This is a genomic window from Nostoc sp. FACHB-892 (assembly GCF_014698795.1).
In the GTDB taxonomy this organism is placed as follows: domain Bacteria; phylum Cyanobacteriota; class Cyanobacteriia; order Cyanobacteriales; family Nostocaceae; genus Nostoc.
Genome location: NZ_JACJTR010000052.1, coordinates 18,565 through 34,082 on the forward strand (window position 1 = coordinate 18,565; position 15,518 = coordinate 34,082).

The 15,518-nt window shown below is 42.4% G+C and carries 16 protein-coding genes; 6 read left to right on the top strand and 10 right to left on the bottom strand.

What is annotated here, in order from left to right; translation table 11 throughout:
- Positions 1 to 5 precede the first annotated feature (5 nt).
- From H6G96_RS34560 to H6G96_RS34575, 4 genes are all read right to left on the bottom strand, one after another.
- On the bottom strand, positions 6 to 338 hold the full coding sequence (locus H6G96_RS34560; protein ID WP_190918160.1) for an addiction module antidote protein: 333 nt from the start codon (positions 336 to 338) through the stop codon (positions 6 to 8).
- A complete protein-coding gene (locus tag H6G96_RS34565; RefSeq protein ID WP_190918162.1) occupies positions 313 to 675 on the bottom strand; it encodes a type II toxin-antitoxin system RelE/ParE family toxin in 363 nt (120 codons plus the stop codon). Before H6G96_RS34565 ends, H6G96_RS34560 begins: the two co-directional genes overlap by 26 nt.
- 122 nt (positions 676 to 797) lie before the next feature.
- Entirely contained in the window at positions 798 to 1,835 is a 1,038-nt protein-coding gene (locus H6G96_RS34570; protein ID WP_190918165.1) for a hypothetical protein, read from the bottom strand.
- Positions 1,836 to 1,854: 19 nt separating this feature from the next.
- Positions 1,855 to 3,564, bottom strand: a complete 1,710-nt coding sequence (locus tag H6G96_RS34575) for an SNF2-related protein (RefSeq protein WP_190918167.1) — start codon at positions 3,562 to 3,564, stop codon at positions 1,855 to 1,857.
- A 216-nt stretch (positions 3,565 to 3,780) separates the two neighbouring features.
- On the opposite strand from H6G96_RS34575, the gene H6G96_RS34580 reads away from it, so the two are divergent.
- Positions 3,781 to 4,551: an AAA family ATPase gene (locus H6G96_RS34580; RefSeq protein ID WP_190918169.1), complete on the top strand. Its 771-nt coding sequence runs from the start codon at positions 3,781 to 3,783 to the stop codon at positions 4,549 to 4,551.
- Positions 4,551 to 5,705 (top strand): ParB/RepB/Spo0J family partition protein, encoded by a 1,155-nt coding sequence (locus H6G96_RS34585; protein ID WP_190918197.1) that lies wholly within the window; start codon positions 4,551 to 4,553, stop codon positions 5,703 to 5,705. Before H6G96_RS34580 ends, H6G96_RS34585 begins: the two co-directional genes overlap by 1 nt.
- A gap of 143 nt (positions 5,706 to 5,848) precedes the next feature.
- On the opposite strand, the gene H6G96_RS34590 is transcribed toward H6G96_RS34585, so the two are convergent.
- Entirely contained in the window at positions 5,849 to 6,802 is a 954-nt protein-coding gene (locus H6G96_RS34590; RefSeq protein WP_190918171.1) for a pentapeptide repeat-containing protein, read from the bottom strand.
- A gap of 526 nt (positions 6,803 to 7,328) precedes the next feature.
- Here H6G96_RS34590 and H6G96_RS34595 point away from each other — a divergent pair.
- A complete protein-coding gene (locus tag H6G96_RS34595; protein ID WP_190918174.1) occupies positions 7,329 to 7,766 on the top strand; it encodes a hypothetical protein in 438 nt (145 codons plus the stop codon).
- Positions 7,767 to 7,947: 181 nt separating this feature from the next.
- Here the strand turns inward: H6G96_RS34595 and H6G96_RS34600 are convergent, their stop codons facing one another.
- The 3 genes from H6G96_RS34600 to mobC form a co-directional block, all read right to left on the bottom strand.
- Positions 7,948 to 8,262, bottom strand: coding sequence for a hypothetical protein (locus tag H6G96_RS34600; RefSeq protein ID WP_190918176.1), 315 nt, complete (start codon positions 8,260 to 8,262; stop codon positions 7,948 to 7,950).
- 738 nt (positions 8,263 to 9,000) lie between these two features.
- Positions 9,001 to 10,533 carry a relaxase/mobilization nuclease domain-containing protein gene (locus H6G96_RS34605; RefSeq protein ID WP_190918185.1) on the bottom strand — a complete coding sequence of 511 codons (1,533 nt, stop codon included), beginning with the start codon at positions 10,531 to 10,533 and terminating at the stop codon, positions 9,001 to 9,003.
- The gene (gene mobC, locus H6G96_RS41830; RefSeq protein ID WP_242063519.1) at positions 10,514 to 11,401 is read right to left on the bottom strand and encodes a plasmid mobilization relaxosome protein MobC; all 888 of its coding nucleotides are present in this window, start codon (positions 11,399 to 11,401) and stop codon (positions 10,514 to 10,516) included. The genes H6G96_RS34605 and mobC overlap by 20 nt, the downstream gene beginning before the upstream one ends.
- Positions 11,402 to 11,581: 180 nt before the next feature.
- Between mobC and H6G96_RS34615 the strand changes: the two genes are divergently transcribed.
- On the top strand, positions 11,582 to 12,016 hold the full coding sequence (locus H6G96_RS34615) for a hypothetical protein (RefSeq protein WP_190918187.1): 435 nt from the start codon (positions 11,582 to 11,584) through the stop codon (positions 12,014 to 12,016).
- 229 nt (positions 12,017 to 12,245) lie between these two features.
- On the top strand, positions 12,246 to 12,455 hold the full coding sequence (locus H6G96_RS34620; RefSeq protein ID WP_190918189.1) for a hypothetical protein: 210 nt from the start codon (positions 12,246 to 12,248) through the stop codon (positions 12,453 to 12,455).
- 268 nt (positions 12,456 to 12,723) lie between these two features.
- On the opposite strand, the gene H6G96_RS34625 is transcribed toward H6G96_RS34620, so the two are convergent.
- Complete coding sequence (locus tag H6G96_RS34625; protein ID WP_190918191.1) at positions 12,724 to 13,053, bottom strand: helix-turn-helix domain-containing protein; 330 nt, start codon at positions 13,051 to 13,053, stop codon at positions 12,724 to 12,726.
- A gap of 615 nt (positions 13,054 to 13,668) precedes the next feature.
- Between H6G96_RS34625 and scyF the strand changes: the two genes are divergently transcribed.
- A complete protein-coding gene (scyF, locus tag H6G96_RS34630) occupies positions 13,669 to 14,760 on the top strand; it encodes a scytonemin biosynthesis PEP-CTERM protein ScyF (protein WP_190918193.1) in 1,092 nt (363 codons plus the stop codon).
- 58 nt (positions 14,761 to 14,818) lie between these two features.
- Here the strand turns inward: scyF and H6G96_RS34635 are convergent, their stop codons facing one another.
- The gene (locus H6G96_RS34635; protein WP_190918201.1) at positions 14,819 to 14,977 is read right to left on the bottom strand and encodes a hypothetical protein; all 159 of its coding nucleotides are present in this window, start codon (positions 14,975 to 14,977) and stop codon (positions 14,819 to 14,821) included.
- Between the last annotated feature and the right edge of the window lie 541 nt (positions 14,978 to 15,518).

Below are 15,518 nucleotides of genomic sequence, written 5' to 3' on the forward strand. Positions count from 1 at the left end.
CGCATCTAGGGGTCATCGTGTCCCAACAATGCCTGAATTGGTTGCACACTCAAGCGATAGCCGAGATTGTGCAGGATAAGGCTGATAGTTCGCAGTTCAGGGTTGCCTTCTGGCGACAAGACCCGGTAAAGATTCTGGCGGTTCAAACCCGTTTTTTCCGCAAGACGCGTCATCCCCTCCCGTGCTTCCACCACGTTCCGCAACGCTTCCAGAAAAAACGCCATATCGCCATCCTGCTCGTACTCTTCAAGGGCAACGTCCAGGTACGTCTTTGCCATTTCCGGGTTCAGCAGCTGCTCGAACACAACCTCGTCATGGTTTCTCAGTTTCTTGCTCATACTGTTCCTCCTGGTAAGTCTGCCAATATCCTTTAGCTTTTTCTATGTCCCTGTCCTGGCTGTCCTTGTCGCCACCACACAGGAGAATCACCAGATCGTTCGCGGATTCTCCAAAGTAAACGCGGTAGCCACTGCCAAAGAAAAACCTCATTTCAAGCACGCCATCTCCAACCGGCTTGCAATCCCCGTAATTGCCCTGCTTGAGTCGCTCTATCCGTCGAATTATCCTTGAACGGATCACATAGTCCTTCAAGTTTTCCAGCCATTCGGTGTACGGCTCCTTGCCGTCTTCTTTTGCATAGACTAGCAGTGTTTTTTGACGAACGATATCAGCCATAGATTATAAATCGTAGCTTAAAAGCGACAAAGTTTCAAGAATGACGCTGCCCTGCCAGATTTTGGGAAGGTTGCTCTTTGGTATTGGGGGTCAAACCCTAGTTGTAGCGGAAATCTCACCAATTACTTTCTCCAAACTGTCGGTGAGATAATGGCTGACTTGTCATCTAAATAGAAATTGTAAACAGGGTCTCCTGATAATTCACAGCGAAGCGGCTCAATAATTTTAGTGAACGGATTCCAAACTGCTGTAACAGTCCGTTTTACTTTCTTTCGTTGCAACTCACACTGAATATGTACCGTAGGGAGATGGATAATCATTGCACTGTGTAACCAAGCTTCTACACTCATTGCATAACGCTCTTGGATATCTAACAATTTTCTCTCTAACTCTCTATTAGTGGCTTCAATTCGTGCTAATTCTTTGTCTTGTTCATCACCAATCAAATGTTTTGACTCAATCTTGTTGCGAATCGAGTCGCTAATCGTGTTGTAATAATCTTTGAGTCTTTCTTCATCTCTAGCTCTTGCTCTTGTTAATTTAGCCTGCCAATTATCTAGAGATTTTCCAATCAATATTGCACTTTGATGTTCGATTAACCTCAACAACTCTTCAATTGGCATCGCCAATGGTGTCTCTTGATGCTCCACAGTCATTAGGTCAGACTCCCAAAACAAAGCATCACCAATTTCTACTGGTGTTACTCCTGTTATTTCATTGATAATGAACGAAACTAAACCAATCCTTTTTTCGGAAGCCTGAGCTGTGTAAGCCACATTACACAAGATGTAGCGAGTAATTTCTGGTTTAGCATCTAAAAAACGAATTAAGCCATTTTGAGGTGCCAGTCTCTCCAATAAAAGTTTCTCAAAGCCTGTGTTTTTCAGATGTCCATCGATTTTAACACCCAACGCACTAATAAGTCCTTTAACAGCTAATAGTTCAGATAGCTTATTTAAGACTTCTGAATGATAGGTGACAAAAACACTTTTGGGTACATCAGCAATAGTAGTAAAAGTAACTTCTTCGGGGAGCGAAAGCAGCGATGCTATATTTTCTGTTAACAACACATTTAAAATGTGTTCACCAGCAGGTTCTGCTATTCCATCATGCAGAGAAACAATTTTTTCTAAAGTAGCAATAATTGGATCTGAAATCATAGTTAGTCAAATCAATTTCTCAAGCTTCAAAATCTTCGCCAAAAATCTGTTCATCCAGTTCTTGAATTTGCTGATACTGGTTTTTGGCTTTCAACAAATTATCTGCCAATTGCTCGAAGGCTGTATCTAATTCGGGCTTGACTTGATGCTTGAGCCAGATATCCATAACAATTTCACTAAAGTCAAATTCATCATCCACGTTCCCTAAAATTGTTTCAATCTCTCCGACCACTAGTTCAAACATATTAATTTTGTCATGCAAGATCCGCAGAATATACTCTTCGATACTGCCCTTGAGACAAAAGTTAAAAATAAAAACATCCTGGGTTTGTCCAATGCGGTGGATACGACCAATGCGCTGTTCTATTTTCATTGGGTTCCAGGGCAGGTCATAATTAACGATCGCGTTCGCAAACTGGATGTTACGTCCCTCTCCGCCTGTTTCCGATGCTAAGAGTACAGAAACATTATCCCGAAATGCAGCGATGGCCTCATCTTTCTGTTTAAGGGACATCCCACCAGTAAATTCTGCAAAGGGTATATTTGCTGCTTGGAGAGTTTGGGTCAAATAAGTGCTAGTTGCTTTATGGGTTGTGAAGACCAAGGTTTTCTGGGAAGATTTTGAGAGCATCTCTACCAATACTTTTGCTTTCTCGACCTGCTTTACCTGGGCTGCTCGTCTTGCTAAAGACTTCAGTTCTTCATCAGGTAGGCGTTTGGTCAATTGTTTGAGGGAGTCAGCTAAAGCACCAGGGGATGAACCAGCACGCATCAGCAAATTGGTACGGGAAAGCCTGTCTAGTTTATCCTCTGAAGAACGCAGGTACTCGCTCAAGTCCTGGTAAAGTTTCTCCTCGCCTGCTGCTGGGGTAACGGTAATTGTGGTGGCGAAGCGTTTGGGCAGTTTTACATCTACTAGGGCGCGGGTATTTCGCACCATGACTTCCCGCATCAGAGAGCGTAACTTTTCTGGATTTTTAGGGACTCGTCCATTCCTGGAATCGACATATTCTTTTTTAAAAGCGGCTTCTGTTTGTAGCAGTCCTGGCTTGAGGAGGGTCAGCAGATTAAACAGTTCAATAAGGGAGTTCTGCACTGGCGTAGCAGTGAGCATGAGGATAAACCGCTTCGACAGGGCGTTGACCAGTTTCCAGTTTAGGGTAGTGCGATTTTTCAGGTGGTGGGCTTCATCGACAACTACCAAGTCCCAAGTGCGACTGGTGACGTGAGGATAATGTTTAGCAGACTTAGCCGTGTTTAATGAAGCGATAATTCGCGGATTATTCGTCCAAAATTCGTCTATCGGTTGTTGCAGGTCACGGTTATCTGTGGTGATAGTAGCAATATTAAATTTGTCACTTAACTCTGATTGCCATTGGGAAACTAGGGATGCGGGAGTTAGCACCAGCATGGACTGTACCATACCCCTTGCTAAGTACTCGGCTATGATTAGTCCCGCCTCAATGGTTTTGCCCAATCCGACTTCATCCGCTAGTAATGCGCGTCCACCCAGTTGTCTAAGTACTTTTCGGGCTGTTTCAATCTGATACCAGTATTTGTCAATAGCAGTTAGTGTGGGCAGGCAAATTAGCTGATCGTAGTCTGCCATTACGGAGAGGTTGAACAGGTTTAAACGCGCCTCGTAGAAGTTAAGCGGGTCATATTTACCTACTTTGAGGGCTTCTAAGGCAGTGGAAGAATTGAATTTGAATGTATAGTTTTTCTCCATGATGCACCCCTACCAGCTACTTTTGACCACTCCGCAGACACCTAACAGCTATTTTCTCGCATAGTGAGACTGTTAAATCTACATACGGTGAAGTTATATAAAATCTACTGGAATTTCTATCTAAAAATAAACTTTTTTCATCTGATACACGTAAACTGGAAACTAAAACCGAGTCGGTTGACCAAACGTTAACGTATCTTCTAGGAACGAAAGCCAGTGTCAACTTCTGACAAGCAATGCCGTATTATTGCCGTGTTTAATCAGGCGGGTGGTGTCGCCAAATCGACACTGACCCAAAACCTGGGATATCACCTAGCACGACGAAAACATCGCGTTCTCCTCATCGACGTAGACCCCCAAGCGTCCTTGACCAAATTCATGGGGTTAGTGCCATCTCAGTTACAAAAAACCGTTGCTGATGCCATTATCGATGAGCAGCCCTTACCGATTCATGAGGGCATTCACGGCATGGACTTGGTTCCAGCAAGCCGAGTCCTGAGTGGAGCCGAAATGCAGTTAGTCAGTGCTGCAATGCGTGACTTGCGCCTCAAGGAAGCGATTGAATTCGTTTTAGAGGAATACGACTTCATTCTTATAGATTGTCCCCCCAGCTTAGGATTGCTTTCCTATATCGCCTTAGTCGCGGCCACACACGTACTCGTTCCCGTTGAAACCCATATAAAAGCCTTCGAGGGAACAGACGAGCTTTTACAAACTATCACCCACGTAAAAAATAAAGCCAACCGTAAAATCCAAATAGCCGGGTTTATTCCCACGCGGTATGCTCAACAGAACTCAGCCGATAAACGCGCATTGGCAGCAATCACTGAACAACTTTCCGCTTGGGGTCGTATTTTCCCACCCATCCCCAGAGCTACCGCTTTTGTTGATGCGTCAGAAGAACGTGCGCCTCTAGCAGTATTTGATCCTAAACATTCAGTAGTCAGTATCCTTGAAGAAATCGCCAAGGCTTTGGAGGCTTTATGATCCGACGCAAACAAACAGACAAACCCTTTGGGGGTCAAATTACAACTCCACCACCTGCACCTTGGTTATCCTCACCAGATGGCGAGTTGCCAGCCGCTACTGAAACTACTATCAAACTTTCAGATATAGTTCTGCCCCAACACCAGCCCCGACGATATTTTGACCCACAAGCATTAAAAGAATTAGTCTCGTCAGTCAAGCAGCATGGCATCCTCCAACCTTTGTTGGTGCGTCCACTTGCCGGGGGAAAATACGAATTAGTAGCAGGAGAACGACGCTATCGGGCAGGACTAGAAGCAGAACTTGAAGTTGTGCCTGTGGTTGTGCGTGAGCTATCTGATGACCAAGCGTTTCAGTTGGCTTTGATTGAAAACCTGCAACGAGAAGACCTTAACCCCGTTGAAGAAACTGAAGGGATCTTGCACCTGTTAGCAATCCGGCTGCATTGCGATGTGGAAGCCGTGAAATCCTTGCTGTATCGAATGAAAAACGCTCACAGTAAGGGGGAACAGCTGTCAAAATCCTCATTAAATGAATCTAGGAAAAACGTTTTTCCTAACTCAGATAATCCACAAACTGAGGACAACATTTCTGAGCATTTAGCCGAGAAAAATGAATCTAGGAAAAACGTTTCTCCTAACCCAGATAATCCGCAATCTGAGGACAACATTTCTGACCATTTAGCCGATGAAACTGAATCTAGGAAAAACGTTTCTCCTAACCTAGATGAAGAACAAGTGAAAACGGTACAACAGGTGTTTGAGAGTCTGGGACTCATGAATTGGCTATCGTTCATTACCACACGCTTACCTTTGCTCAATCTGCCCGAAGAAATTTTAATAGCACTGCGAGAAGGGAAACTGGAATACACCAAAGCACAAGTCTTGGCGCGGGTAAGAAATAATGAAATCCGAAAAAAACTTTTGTCCGAAGCGATCGCTAACGATTGGTCTTTAAGCCAAATCAAAGAAAAAATCACCGCTTGGACGGATGATGAACAAACATCTTCATCTAAAGCAACTAACCAAATACCAGACCGCCTCCAAAATATCACCCAGCGCATTAAAAAGCGTCAGCTTTGGAAAGAACCTAGAAAGCAAAAGCAGTTAGTAAACCTTTTAAACAAGCTCGAAGCATTACTAGGGGATGAGTGAATAGGTAAAGGCTTTAAGAGATGGCTTAGGATATTGAATCGAAAACCTTTTCTTAGTAGCTTCTTACTTATTAAAGGAGATCCGAATTTTAGCTTCCTAATCCTTCTGCTCCTCTAATGGCACAGAGAAACTCTACAAATTTCTTAGAAGCTACTGGGGTCAATATCTCTGAAATTCAATGGTCGCAATCCCCAGGTGGGACCAGCAACAAACGAGCCGCCATCCCAAATAGTATTGTGAATAAAGGCGGGACCATCAATACCGTAATCTCCAATTCCCTTGGCTCCTTGAAAGTTATTACCGATGAATTTAGAACCACACCAGTCAAACCATCCCAACTGAGCTCGTCGCAAGTCACTACAGCAGAAGCGGGGATGATGCCCGTTATCGGGAATAGTACTAATCAACTGAATATCCCTCATATCGCAACAGACGAATTCAGCCGATACATCCTCGCCCTCCAAGATGGCTCCTTGCAAGTTGACGTGGCTAAAATAAGCACCGCACAAATTAACCGCTCGCAGATTGGCCCCACTCAAGTCAACTCGATGCAAGATAATATCTCGGAAATCTCTTTCCCCATCAGCATAACGCTTGAGCAGTTCCTGGGCATTAACAACTTTGGGGGAGTTGGTTTCAATTCTTCCATCTGGCATAATAGTGTCGCAGAAAATAGTCCCTTCCGTGGTTCTAATACCAGTCAAGTTGGCATTCCTCAAGTTACAACCAATCAATTGAGTTTCCCTCAAATCAGCACCACTGAGGTCAGCACTGGTCAAATCAACACCAATCAATCTAGTACTTTTCAAACTAGATCCTCGGAGATTGGCGTTACTCAAGTTACAATTAATCAGAGAAGCACTGAAACTAGTCCATTCCAAATTGGCATAAGTAAAGCTGGCATTAACCAGATAGTCGACTTTGAGCAAACACTCCTGCAAATTGACTCTGCTGAAATCAACGTCCATAAAACAGGTGTCGCAAATAACAGTATGCTTTAATTCGATGGCAGTAAAGTTTCGCTCCCCAGTTTCATAACGTTTAATAATTCCCTCAGCCAAAGCACGTCCCCTGATAAATTCTTCAAATTCATCCACCACTCAACCCCCGCATTAACCAACGTATATTGCTTTAAATTAGCCGCTTTTACCGCAATGTCGGTTAACCCCTAAATCCCGACATTGAAGGAGAAGCGATCGCAGGCACGACCGAGCAAGGAAGTTGCGACGAATAGGCGGGTGAAAGCCTTATACATACAGCTTTTTTACGAAGTAATGAAATTTTTCTTAATGCCTTTTCTTACTTGCAGCTGATTTCATAAGTAATTAGTTGATTTTTAATAGCACAAATTGCAGAACAGAGAGCATTAATCAACTGGAGTTATGGGGTGGCTAAGGGTTTGAAAGATGGGTTTGTCTTTACGCAACACTTAGGCATTTTACGTGTTAACTAATTTGTCAACAAAACAAGTAATAGATTATACTAAATAATGATAATTAGTTTAAGTATTAGCTTCCAAAAATCATGCGGCACAAAATCTTTAAAGGATTTGGAATTGCGATACTTTTAATTGGGATATATTGTTCTCCAAGCTATGCAGGTGGATCAAGCTGGACAGTTTTAGTGGAGCGTTTAGAAAAACATTCTCAAACTAGTGCCATCATTCACTTGAAACAAGGAGATATTGAACATTCTTGGCATCCAGAATGTTCAGTACTTACCATTCTTGCTGAATATAGGCTAGAAAATCAAACTTGGAGCGAAAGGCTTGTAACTCAAGCAAAACACATTAAAGCTTTAGAGTATCTTAATCAAGCTCATATTGAAGGAAAAAAAATTCGATTTGGCGAAATAGGAACTGGGTTAGTTAGCCAGCAAATTTCGGAAGATTGGTTATCTGTATTTATAAATTTATTCGAGAATTTATTCAGCTTTTGGAGGATTAATAAGGTAACTAAAACTGACTTAATTTCACAACAAACTTGCACCTTCAAAACAAAAGGGCTTGCGATTCTTTCTGAATATGATGGTAAGCCAGCAGTCTATTCATTTTACAATTAAGCTCAAATCTTATTACTGGGATAGGTTCAAGATTCAAGAACTCGTTGCGAATCATGCGGCAACGCGGAGTCTTCGGGGCGGGCTTGCGGGACTGGTCGGCCCAACAATTGATCACTCTGCCCGTCCCGAAGACCGCATGAGTCGAGCGATAGCGGCAACGAGTTCGTCGGCTCAACACGACTTATCGACTAAAACCCCTAGAGCGTTGTTTCTGCTGTTCCATTTCTCGCTGCTTCGCTTCAATTAAAATCTCATTCCAAGTCAGTCCACTTGGTGAAATTCTTTTAGCCTGGGGCAGCATTGACTGAACGACAAGAGATGTTTCATTTCCCCGATCATCATTATTAAATGCCAGCCCAATCCTGCTGATATTTTTGAGTAACTCAAAGGGCAAGTTATCCGGGTCATCCACTGCCATGTACATTGTTCTCACTGGTGGTTGCCCCTTGTGTGCATCTCTATCTGTAGCGAACTGCAAACACTCAAAAAATCGCATTCAATTCTTGTGATTAAACCTGACCTGGAAATTATCTTCAGTACACTGTTGTCTGCCTAGACACAATAAGAATACTTGATACAAAAATGAGTATTGCGGGTAGCAATAGGGAGTATTTAGGCGGAGAATTTCTGTTTTGCTTCAAACGGACGCTCACACCTTTTTGATCAAAAATGAGTATTTGCGCGTCATCTAAAGCCAAATTATTGCTTAGAAACACATTTTGAGCAAAACTCTACTTTTTCATATTACTCCATACTACATTTGTAACCAAAAAGCTGCACTCCACTTGTGAGCTACACCCTAGCTGTGCTGTAAACACCACTTATTACATAGACTTTATGTACTTTAGCAGTATTCAAATAGTAGTTCTAAATACCTTGCTCAACTGGTAGCTGTTGGGTAGCTCAACTGGTGACACACAGCTACCAGTTGAGTAGTAAAAAAGCGAGTTGTTGAAAATTTGATCATTCCCCAACTGGTAGCTATAGAGTAGCCCTACTGCTACCAGTTGAGCATAAGACATTTTGAGAAAATTTCGGGCGTAATGCTGACTGACAATGACTTACAGCAAAATTTAATCGCCTGTTTTATTCTCAATAACTTCAAAATTATTGAGAATGCATAATACATTTATGTTGCAATTGTGCTTCAAACAACTGCTCTCTTAACTGCCCAGCTAGTAAAAACTAAAGCCTCGCCTCGGCAGCAACGAGTTCGGTGTACGCTCCGCGTGGCTCACAAGCTAAAACCACGATCCTGCTGTAAGAGCTTTTCTTGCTCCTCCCTGAGATGAGCTTCTAGTTCCTGACTCCAATCAGGATTATGGGTTTTGAGCCTTTTCCCCTGTGGCAACAATTCTAATACTGCACTAGCGGCTTTATTCCCTTGTTCATCATTATTGAATGCTACGACCACCCTATTGAAACTCTTGAGAAATTCCATAGGTAGGTTATTCGGGTCATCAGCTACCATCAACATGGTTCTAGTTGGTGGTAGCCCTTTACAACTTGAGATCAGGTAGGTGGCTGCTGACATGGCATCAATTGGTGTAGAACACAAAAAGACATTTTCTACCTTGTCCGTTGGTTGCCCTCCCAATCTCAGATAAAACCAACCATTTGGTGTAGAGTTGTTTTGGTTGTACTCCACAGTGCGATGATTTTCTCTAGGCTTTGACCAAACTAATGCGCCAGTTTTTTCACCATCTAAATCACGCTTGATAAACAAAATATTTCGTTGCTCATCCATGTAAAGCAACTGATTATTATGTAATCCTTGCGAAATATAATCTGGTATATAGCGTTTCTCGCTTAAGTACTTGTGTAACACTTGCCAAACAACTGTATCCTCTGGTGGTGGAGTGAACTGGGGCTGTTGCTGTTTGCGTTCAATAAGAAGAAGAAACTTTTCTAACTGCTCAACTGGGAGTGGTTTAACAGGTTTGAGCAGCAATTCATTAATAGGTTCATCATCACGTTCTGTTTGGTAGTCAACGCCAAGATGTTTTTGCAAACCGGGGAAAGTGTAAGCTGCACCTAGTTGTGTACCACTAAAAGCCTGCCCATCTTTCTCATAAGAAATGCCTTTAGACTTACCATTCCTAGTAAATCCTGTTCTTACACTAATGCCAGCTTGCTGCAACCGCATAATCAGCGTTGGCATTTGGGGATTATCAACTCCGGCTCTATCAATCGTCTGCTGAACTGACTCTTTGATGGTGCGTTGTGGAGGAGAGTCACGTTGTCCCTGTGAAAATTCTTCTTTTTCTCGCCTAATGCGCCTAATTTGTCCGGTGCTGGGTGTGCGATTCAGTTTCTCTCTACTACCCTTAACTTGCACCAAATTATAGTCAATTTCAATTTGTCGCAGGGCTTTCTCAGAACGTACATAATCCCAAGAATCATGCACTACTAGCCCTGTATCCATCCTGATCCGGCTGGCTGCAATGTGGATGTGGTCGTCGTCGGTGTTATGGTGGCGAAAGATGACAAACTGATTGGCATCAAAGCCCATTTCATTCATGTAGCGGTCGCCGATTTCGCTCCACTTATCATCATCTAATTTATCACCCTTAGCTGCTGACAGCGAGGCATGGTAAACAACTCGGTCTGCATCAGAATTAAGTTGTCTCGACAGCTTAAATTCCCGCGCCAATTCACGGGCATTTCTCCCGCTCATGTTGCCGCCGATTAGTTTAGCATCTTCACGGGATTCTAAATAATCCAACAGCTTGCGAAAACCTCTGCCCTTAGTCTGCTTCCCAATCATCCTCTTCCTCTTCCAAATCTTCGTCATCAACATCATCAGAGGCAATGTCTCGCCTACACTGATGCAGCAGTTCTAAAAGCTCTCGTAACAGTTCTGGATCAGCAGGTAAAGTTCGCCCAACTTTTAAGGCTGTGTTAGTTGCCTTTACAAGCTGGTTTAGGTTGTTCCCGATTTGTCCTAACTCCCAATATGTTTGCAAGCTAATTTTACTCAGTCGTCTTGGTAATGGACGCATCAACGCATTACGTCTCATCAGTTCACTTGCTGACATCCCCGCGTCAAGTGATTTTATTCGCAGCAGATCCAGTTCGATGTCACTTAACCTGACTGGAAAAATATGCTTTCGGACTAGAGCTTTTGACTGCTTGCGGTTAGCCATAAATTGAGAAAATATCGGGACGTTGCGAGGGGGGTTTTTCAAGGGGGGCTTCCCCACTTGAACCAGTCTGCCGTTCGAGCGCAGCGAGACAAAGCGTAAGCTTTGAGGCATGGCTGGCTTCAAGCCGATTTTCGGGGTAAGCGAGGTGTCGTGTGCTACGTGTGTACGGAGGACACAGGAGGGGGCTGAAGGCGAGAGTACTTTCGGCGTAGCCGTGCTGCTGACCATCCTACAACTTACAGGGGAGGATAGCAACGGCGTAGCCGGAATTTGAATCAAATCAAGCAGGAGATAAATTCTGGTTCGGCGTAGCCACCATAGAGGGGATAAAAACGGCGTAGCTGCTATATGAAAATTCTCTGATTCAGCGAAGCTGCCACACAATATAATAGTCCGGCGTAGCCGCAATACTAAAAAATAATTCAGCGTAGCTGTTTTAAGTAAGATTCTCTGATTCAGCGTAGCTGTAACAGTCAGATTTTTTAGCATTAGCTTGAATAAGAAAACCAGCGAAGCTGCCACACTAAAAAATCTAAGGCGTAGCCGGAATACGAAAAGGTAATTCGGCGTAGCCACAATAGCCGATTTTTGTAGGATTTTGAAAATCAATTAGTACAAATTATTTCAAATAACCGATAATTATCAGTTAATCGGTATTCATGAGTAACCATGAGTGAGCATCAGAATTCAGAAGTGATTACGAAAGAGAAGATTGATAAAGCCATTAATCTTCTCAAGGAACAGAAGCCAAAAGAGCGAGAGGATGTATCGGACAGAGAGGCCATCAGGAAAATGAGACGGTACATTGAGAAGCTGACCTCTAATAAGTACGGCTACACTTACGATGAAGTATCGGAGATGCTGAAGGGTTTGGGGATTAATTTGACTGGTAGCAGAATCAAATATTTAATCGGTGAGTTGAAGAAAAGTAGTCGTCGCCGTCATCAGGCATCTGATAACGGCAGTAGTAGTGCATCAGTTCAGGGGGCTGTTGAAAATCAGTCAGCAGTTGTTGAAAGCAGCGAAGCTGAAGAAACACCAGTCAAGAGTACGAGGGGTAAGAGCAAAAAACAACTACTTGCAGCAGAGGCAGCAACAACATAGAAACAATGGCATCCTAGTTTTAGTCTTTGATCAGGTCAAGTTAGCCACATAATAGGAATCAATATGGGAGAAGCAAAAAGGCGTAAGAATTCAGACCCCAATTGGGGTAAATCCGAAGGATTTAAAAGAAATTGACGATAGCTATCAAGTATCTCGGCATTTAGCGAGACAATTAATTGCTGCGGAAAATTATCCCCGAATATGCCTAGAACAAAAAATAATTATTGAATTGCTCAAATTCTCTATTAACGACAGAACAAGAGGTGATGACAGATCGCCTTATTGTGGTCAAAATTTCGATCAAGTACGGGAAATAGGTGAAAAATTAAACAAATTAGGGGGATTTGATTTGATGCGTCTAGCTTGCGATCTTGTTCCTATCTACGACCAGGGTAATCTTAATTATGCTTGGAATGGAATAGGTGATTGGAAAGCCTAACGTTCCATTGGTATCTCAGATCAATACCTATAGGGTTTCAAAAAGCATAATAAGGCATACTGAACGGGACGCTCACTCAATGGTTAAGTACAAAATCATCATTTGGAGCATCTTTTACTACTGATAGGTCAGTAGAAATGAAATCCGATAAATTTTATTAGCTCAGTGTCGGGTTACAGTCCGCTTGTACTAGGGTAAAGTCTAAATAAGCTTGGGTGGGCAAACAGCTTATCAATGTATCGGACAGGGAAACAGTGAGGAAAATGGTTCAGTCAGTTTTTGCATACCATTTGTGGGCGATTTGGGCTAACTGATCTAGAACAACGATGAGGTCTTGTGATTTTTCCGTTAAACCATAAGTAACTTGAGGCGGTATTGTTGGCTCATAAGTCCGATAAATGATTTCAGCCTCCTCAAGCATTCGCAATTTTTCAGTGAGAACTTTTGACGAAATACCCTCTATCTGACGTTTTAAAGCACCGAAGCGAGTAGGGCCATTATTACGCAAAATCCAAAGAATGTAGAACGTCCAAGTTCCACCAAGCAAGTTTAACAACGTACCCATTGGGCAACTTACAGATTCTTTTAACTGAGTCATAACAATTCAAAATTTACAGTTAGAGGGAGAACTAGTGCCTTCAAGTAGTGGAGTTGCTAAACATACCCTAGTAGTTCGCTTTCGTGACGAAAGCGGGGTACTGGGTTTGGGGGAAGGTGGGGCCCCCACGAAGTGGGGATAAGGGGCAGGGGGAAAGAGTTTAAATCCCTTAACCTTTCCCCTTTTCCCTTTCCCCAGTCCTCACGAGCGCATTTTTGGGTTGGCAGACTACTAGTGAAACTTGCAATAGCACCATGAGTTAGTTTCTTTAATGTGTCGCAGTTACTTTAAAGTACCTACTTTACATTTTTTATCAGTTACTTATAGTAACTATATAGGGTTTATATAGTTTCTACCTTACAGATTCACCTTGTATCTGTCGTTAAGAAACTAAAACCTACGGTTAAACAGACAATTTTTATTCTGATATGCCTCCCTTACCTTTTTGACAAATGTCCTATAGGCGAGGGTAGTCAGCACATTATTCATCATTACTGAAAATAATCAAATTCAGTGAAATTCCGCAGCGATAGAAGGCGGGAGGAGTTTTGCTATGGGTTTGTTAGCACGCTCGTACATTGGTATTGCTAATCACACAAACAGGAGTTATACATTATGGAATTGCTAAAAAGCTTGTCAATTACCATAGTCAGTGCAGCATTCATGGTTTTGACAACAGCAACTCAAGCCAAATCTGTAACATTAACCTATGAGCGTAGTATTGGTAGCCCTGGATTTGAAAACGGAAATCTTTTTTTACCTCAAGGTATAGATGTACAACAACAAACAGGCAATGTTTTTATTAGCGATTCTGCTAATAATCGTGTCTCAGTTTTTGATCAAAACGGTAATTTTGTAAAAACTATTGGCAGTTTTGGCAGTGGAGATGGACAGTTTAACCAAACAGCAGACCTAGCATTTGATAAGCTAACTGGAAACCTTTATGTTGGCGATGTTTATAACAGCGAAATGGATGTCTTCGATGCTAATGGGAAATATCTTAAATCCTTTGGTAAATTCGGGCCACAAACTGATAGACCCTTCTTTGGCCCTGGTGGTATAGCCTTCGATGCGTCGGGTAATTTATATGTTAACGACTATACAGCAGATACGATTCAGGTATTTGATCGAGACGGTAATGTGATCAGAACAATTGGTAGCTCTGGCACTGCATCAGGTCAGTTTTTAGGGCCATCAGGTTTATCGATATCGGAGAAATCAGGTAACATCTATGTTACCGATTTTTTAAATAACCGTATTCAAGTCCTCAACTCACAAGGCGAGCCTATCTTGGTGTTTGGTGAATTAGGCAGCGAACCAGGGCAGTTTAATTCACCTGTTGCCATTGAAGTGGACGATCAAGAGAATATTTATGTGGGTGACGCTCTCAATAACCGTGTGCAGGTTTTTGATAAAAACGGTAATTACCTAACTTCTTTTGGTACAGCAGTTCCCAACGCTAACCCAGAACCTCTTCAACCAGGACAGCCTCAGCCAGAACCTGGACAGTTTAATTGGGCAGTTGGCGCACACTATGACAATGGCAAGCTTTATGTCAGTGATTTCTACAATAGTCGCGTTCAAGTATTAAACATTAGTCAACAAGTACCTGAACCTACATCACTGTTGGGTTTGGCTTTAGTGGGAATTGGAGCGGTGAGTGTTAAATGGAAACGTGAACGCCCTACTCAAAGCCAAGAAAGATAATTCTAAATTTATGAAAAATGGGGAGAAGTAATTATAATTAACTCCTTCCCCATTGCGTTTATGATTGTTGATTACTGACTTGTTTGGGCTGTGAACTTAAGCCGTCTAAAATATCTAAAACCTCTTGTTCAAAAGCGACTTGAGCGCGGTTGGTTTTACCACCAACATATAAGCGGTCGCCCTTGACGACTGCCTCACAACCTAAACTTGTAACCAAAGCTATAACCCTAATTCTTCCGTTTAAAAATTATTTGACTTTGCCTAAAAGGATATAAACTAGGCAAGATTTAACGATTGCTAAAAGGTTTACTGTTTCTGATTTCCTTTATGCACTTATGCTGTACAGGGTTTGTGGACAGCGTGACAAGGCATAGTGAACGGGACGCTCACTCAATGATTAAGTACAAAATCATGAAGCAGAGCATCTTTTATTACTGATAGCTCAGTAGAGATGTAAGCCGATAAATTTTATCAGGTCACTCTCGGGTTAGTTACGGCTTGAATTGGGGCAAAGTCTGAGTAAACTTCAGTGGGTAAGCAACGCAAGATAATCATCAGCAAGTCAGCCAAAACTTGGAAGTTGTCAAAATTAGAAACTCAACAAAAAGAATTTTAGTCTTGTTTGGTTATCGGTGTATTGCAATCGCATCTTGGAGTTGATTTTATGAAAAATTTGGCTGACATCAGGCTTTTGACGACTGTTTTATCTCTACAAGTAGCTTGTCTGCCAGTATTAGCGGTACCGTTGCCGGATCATG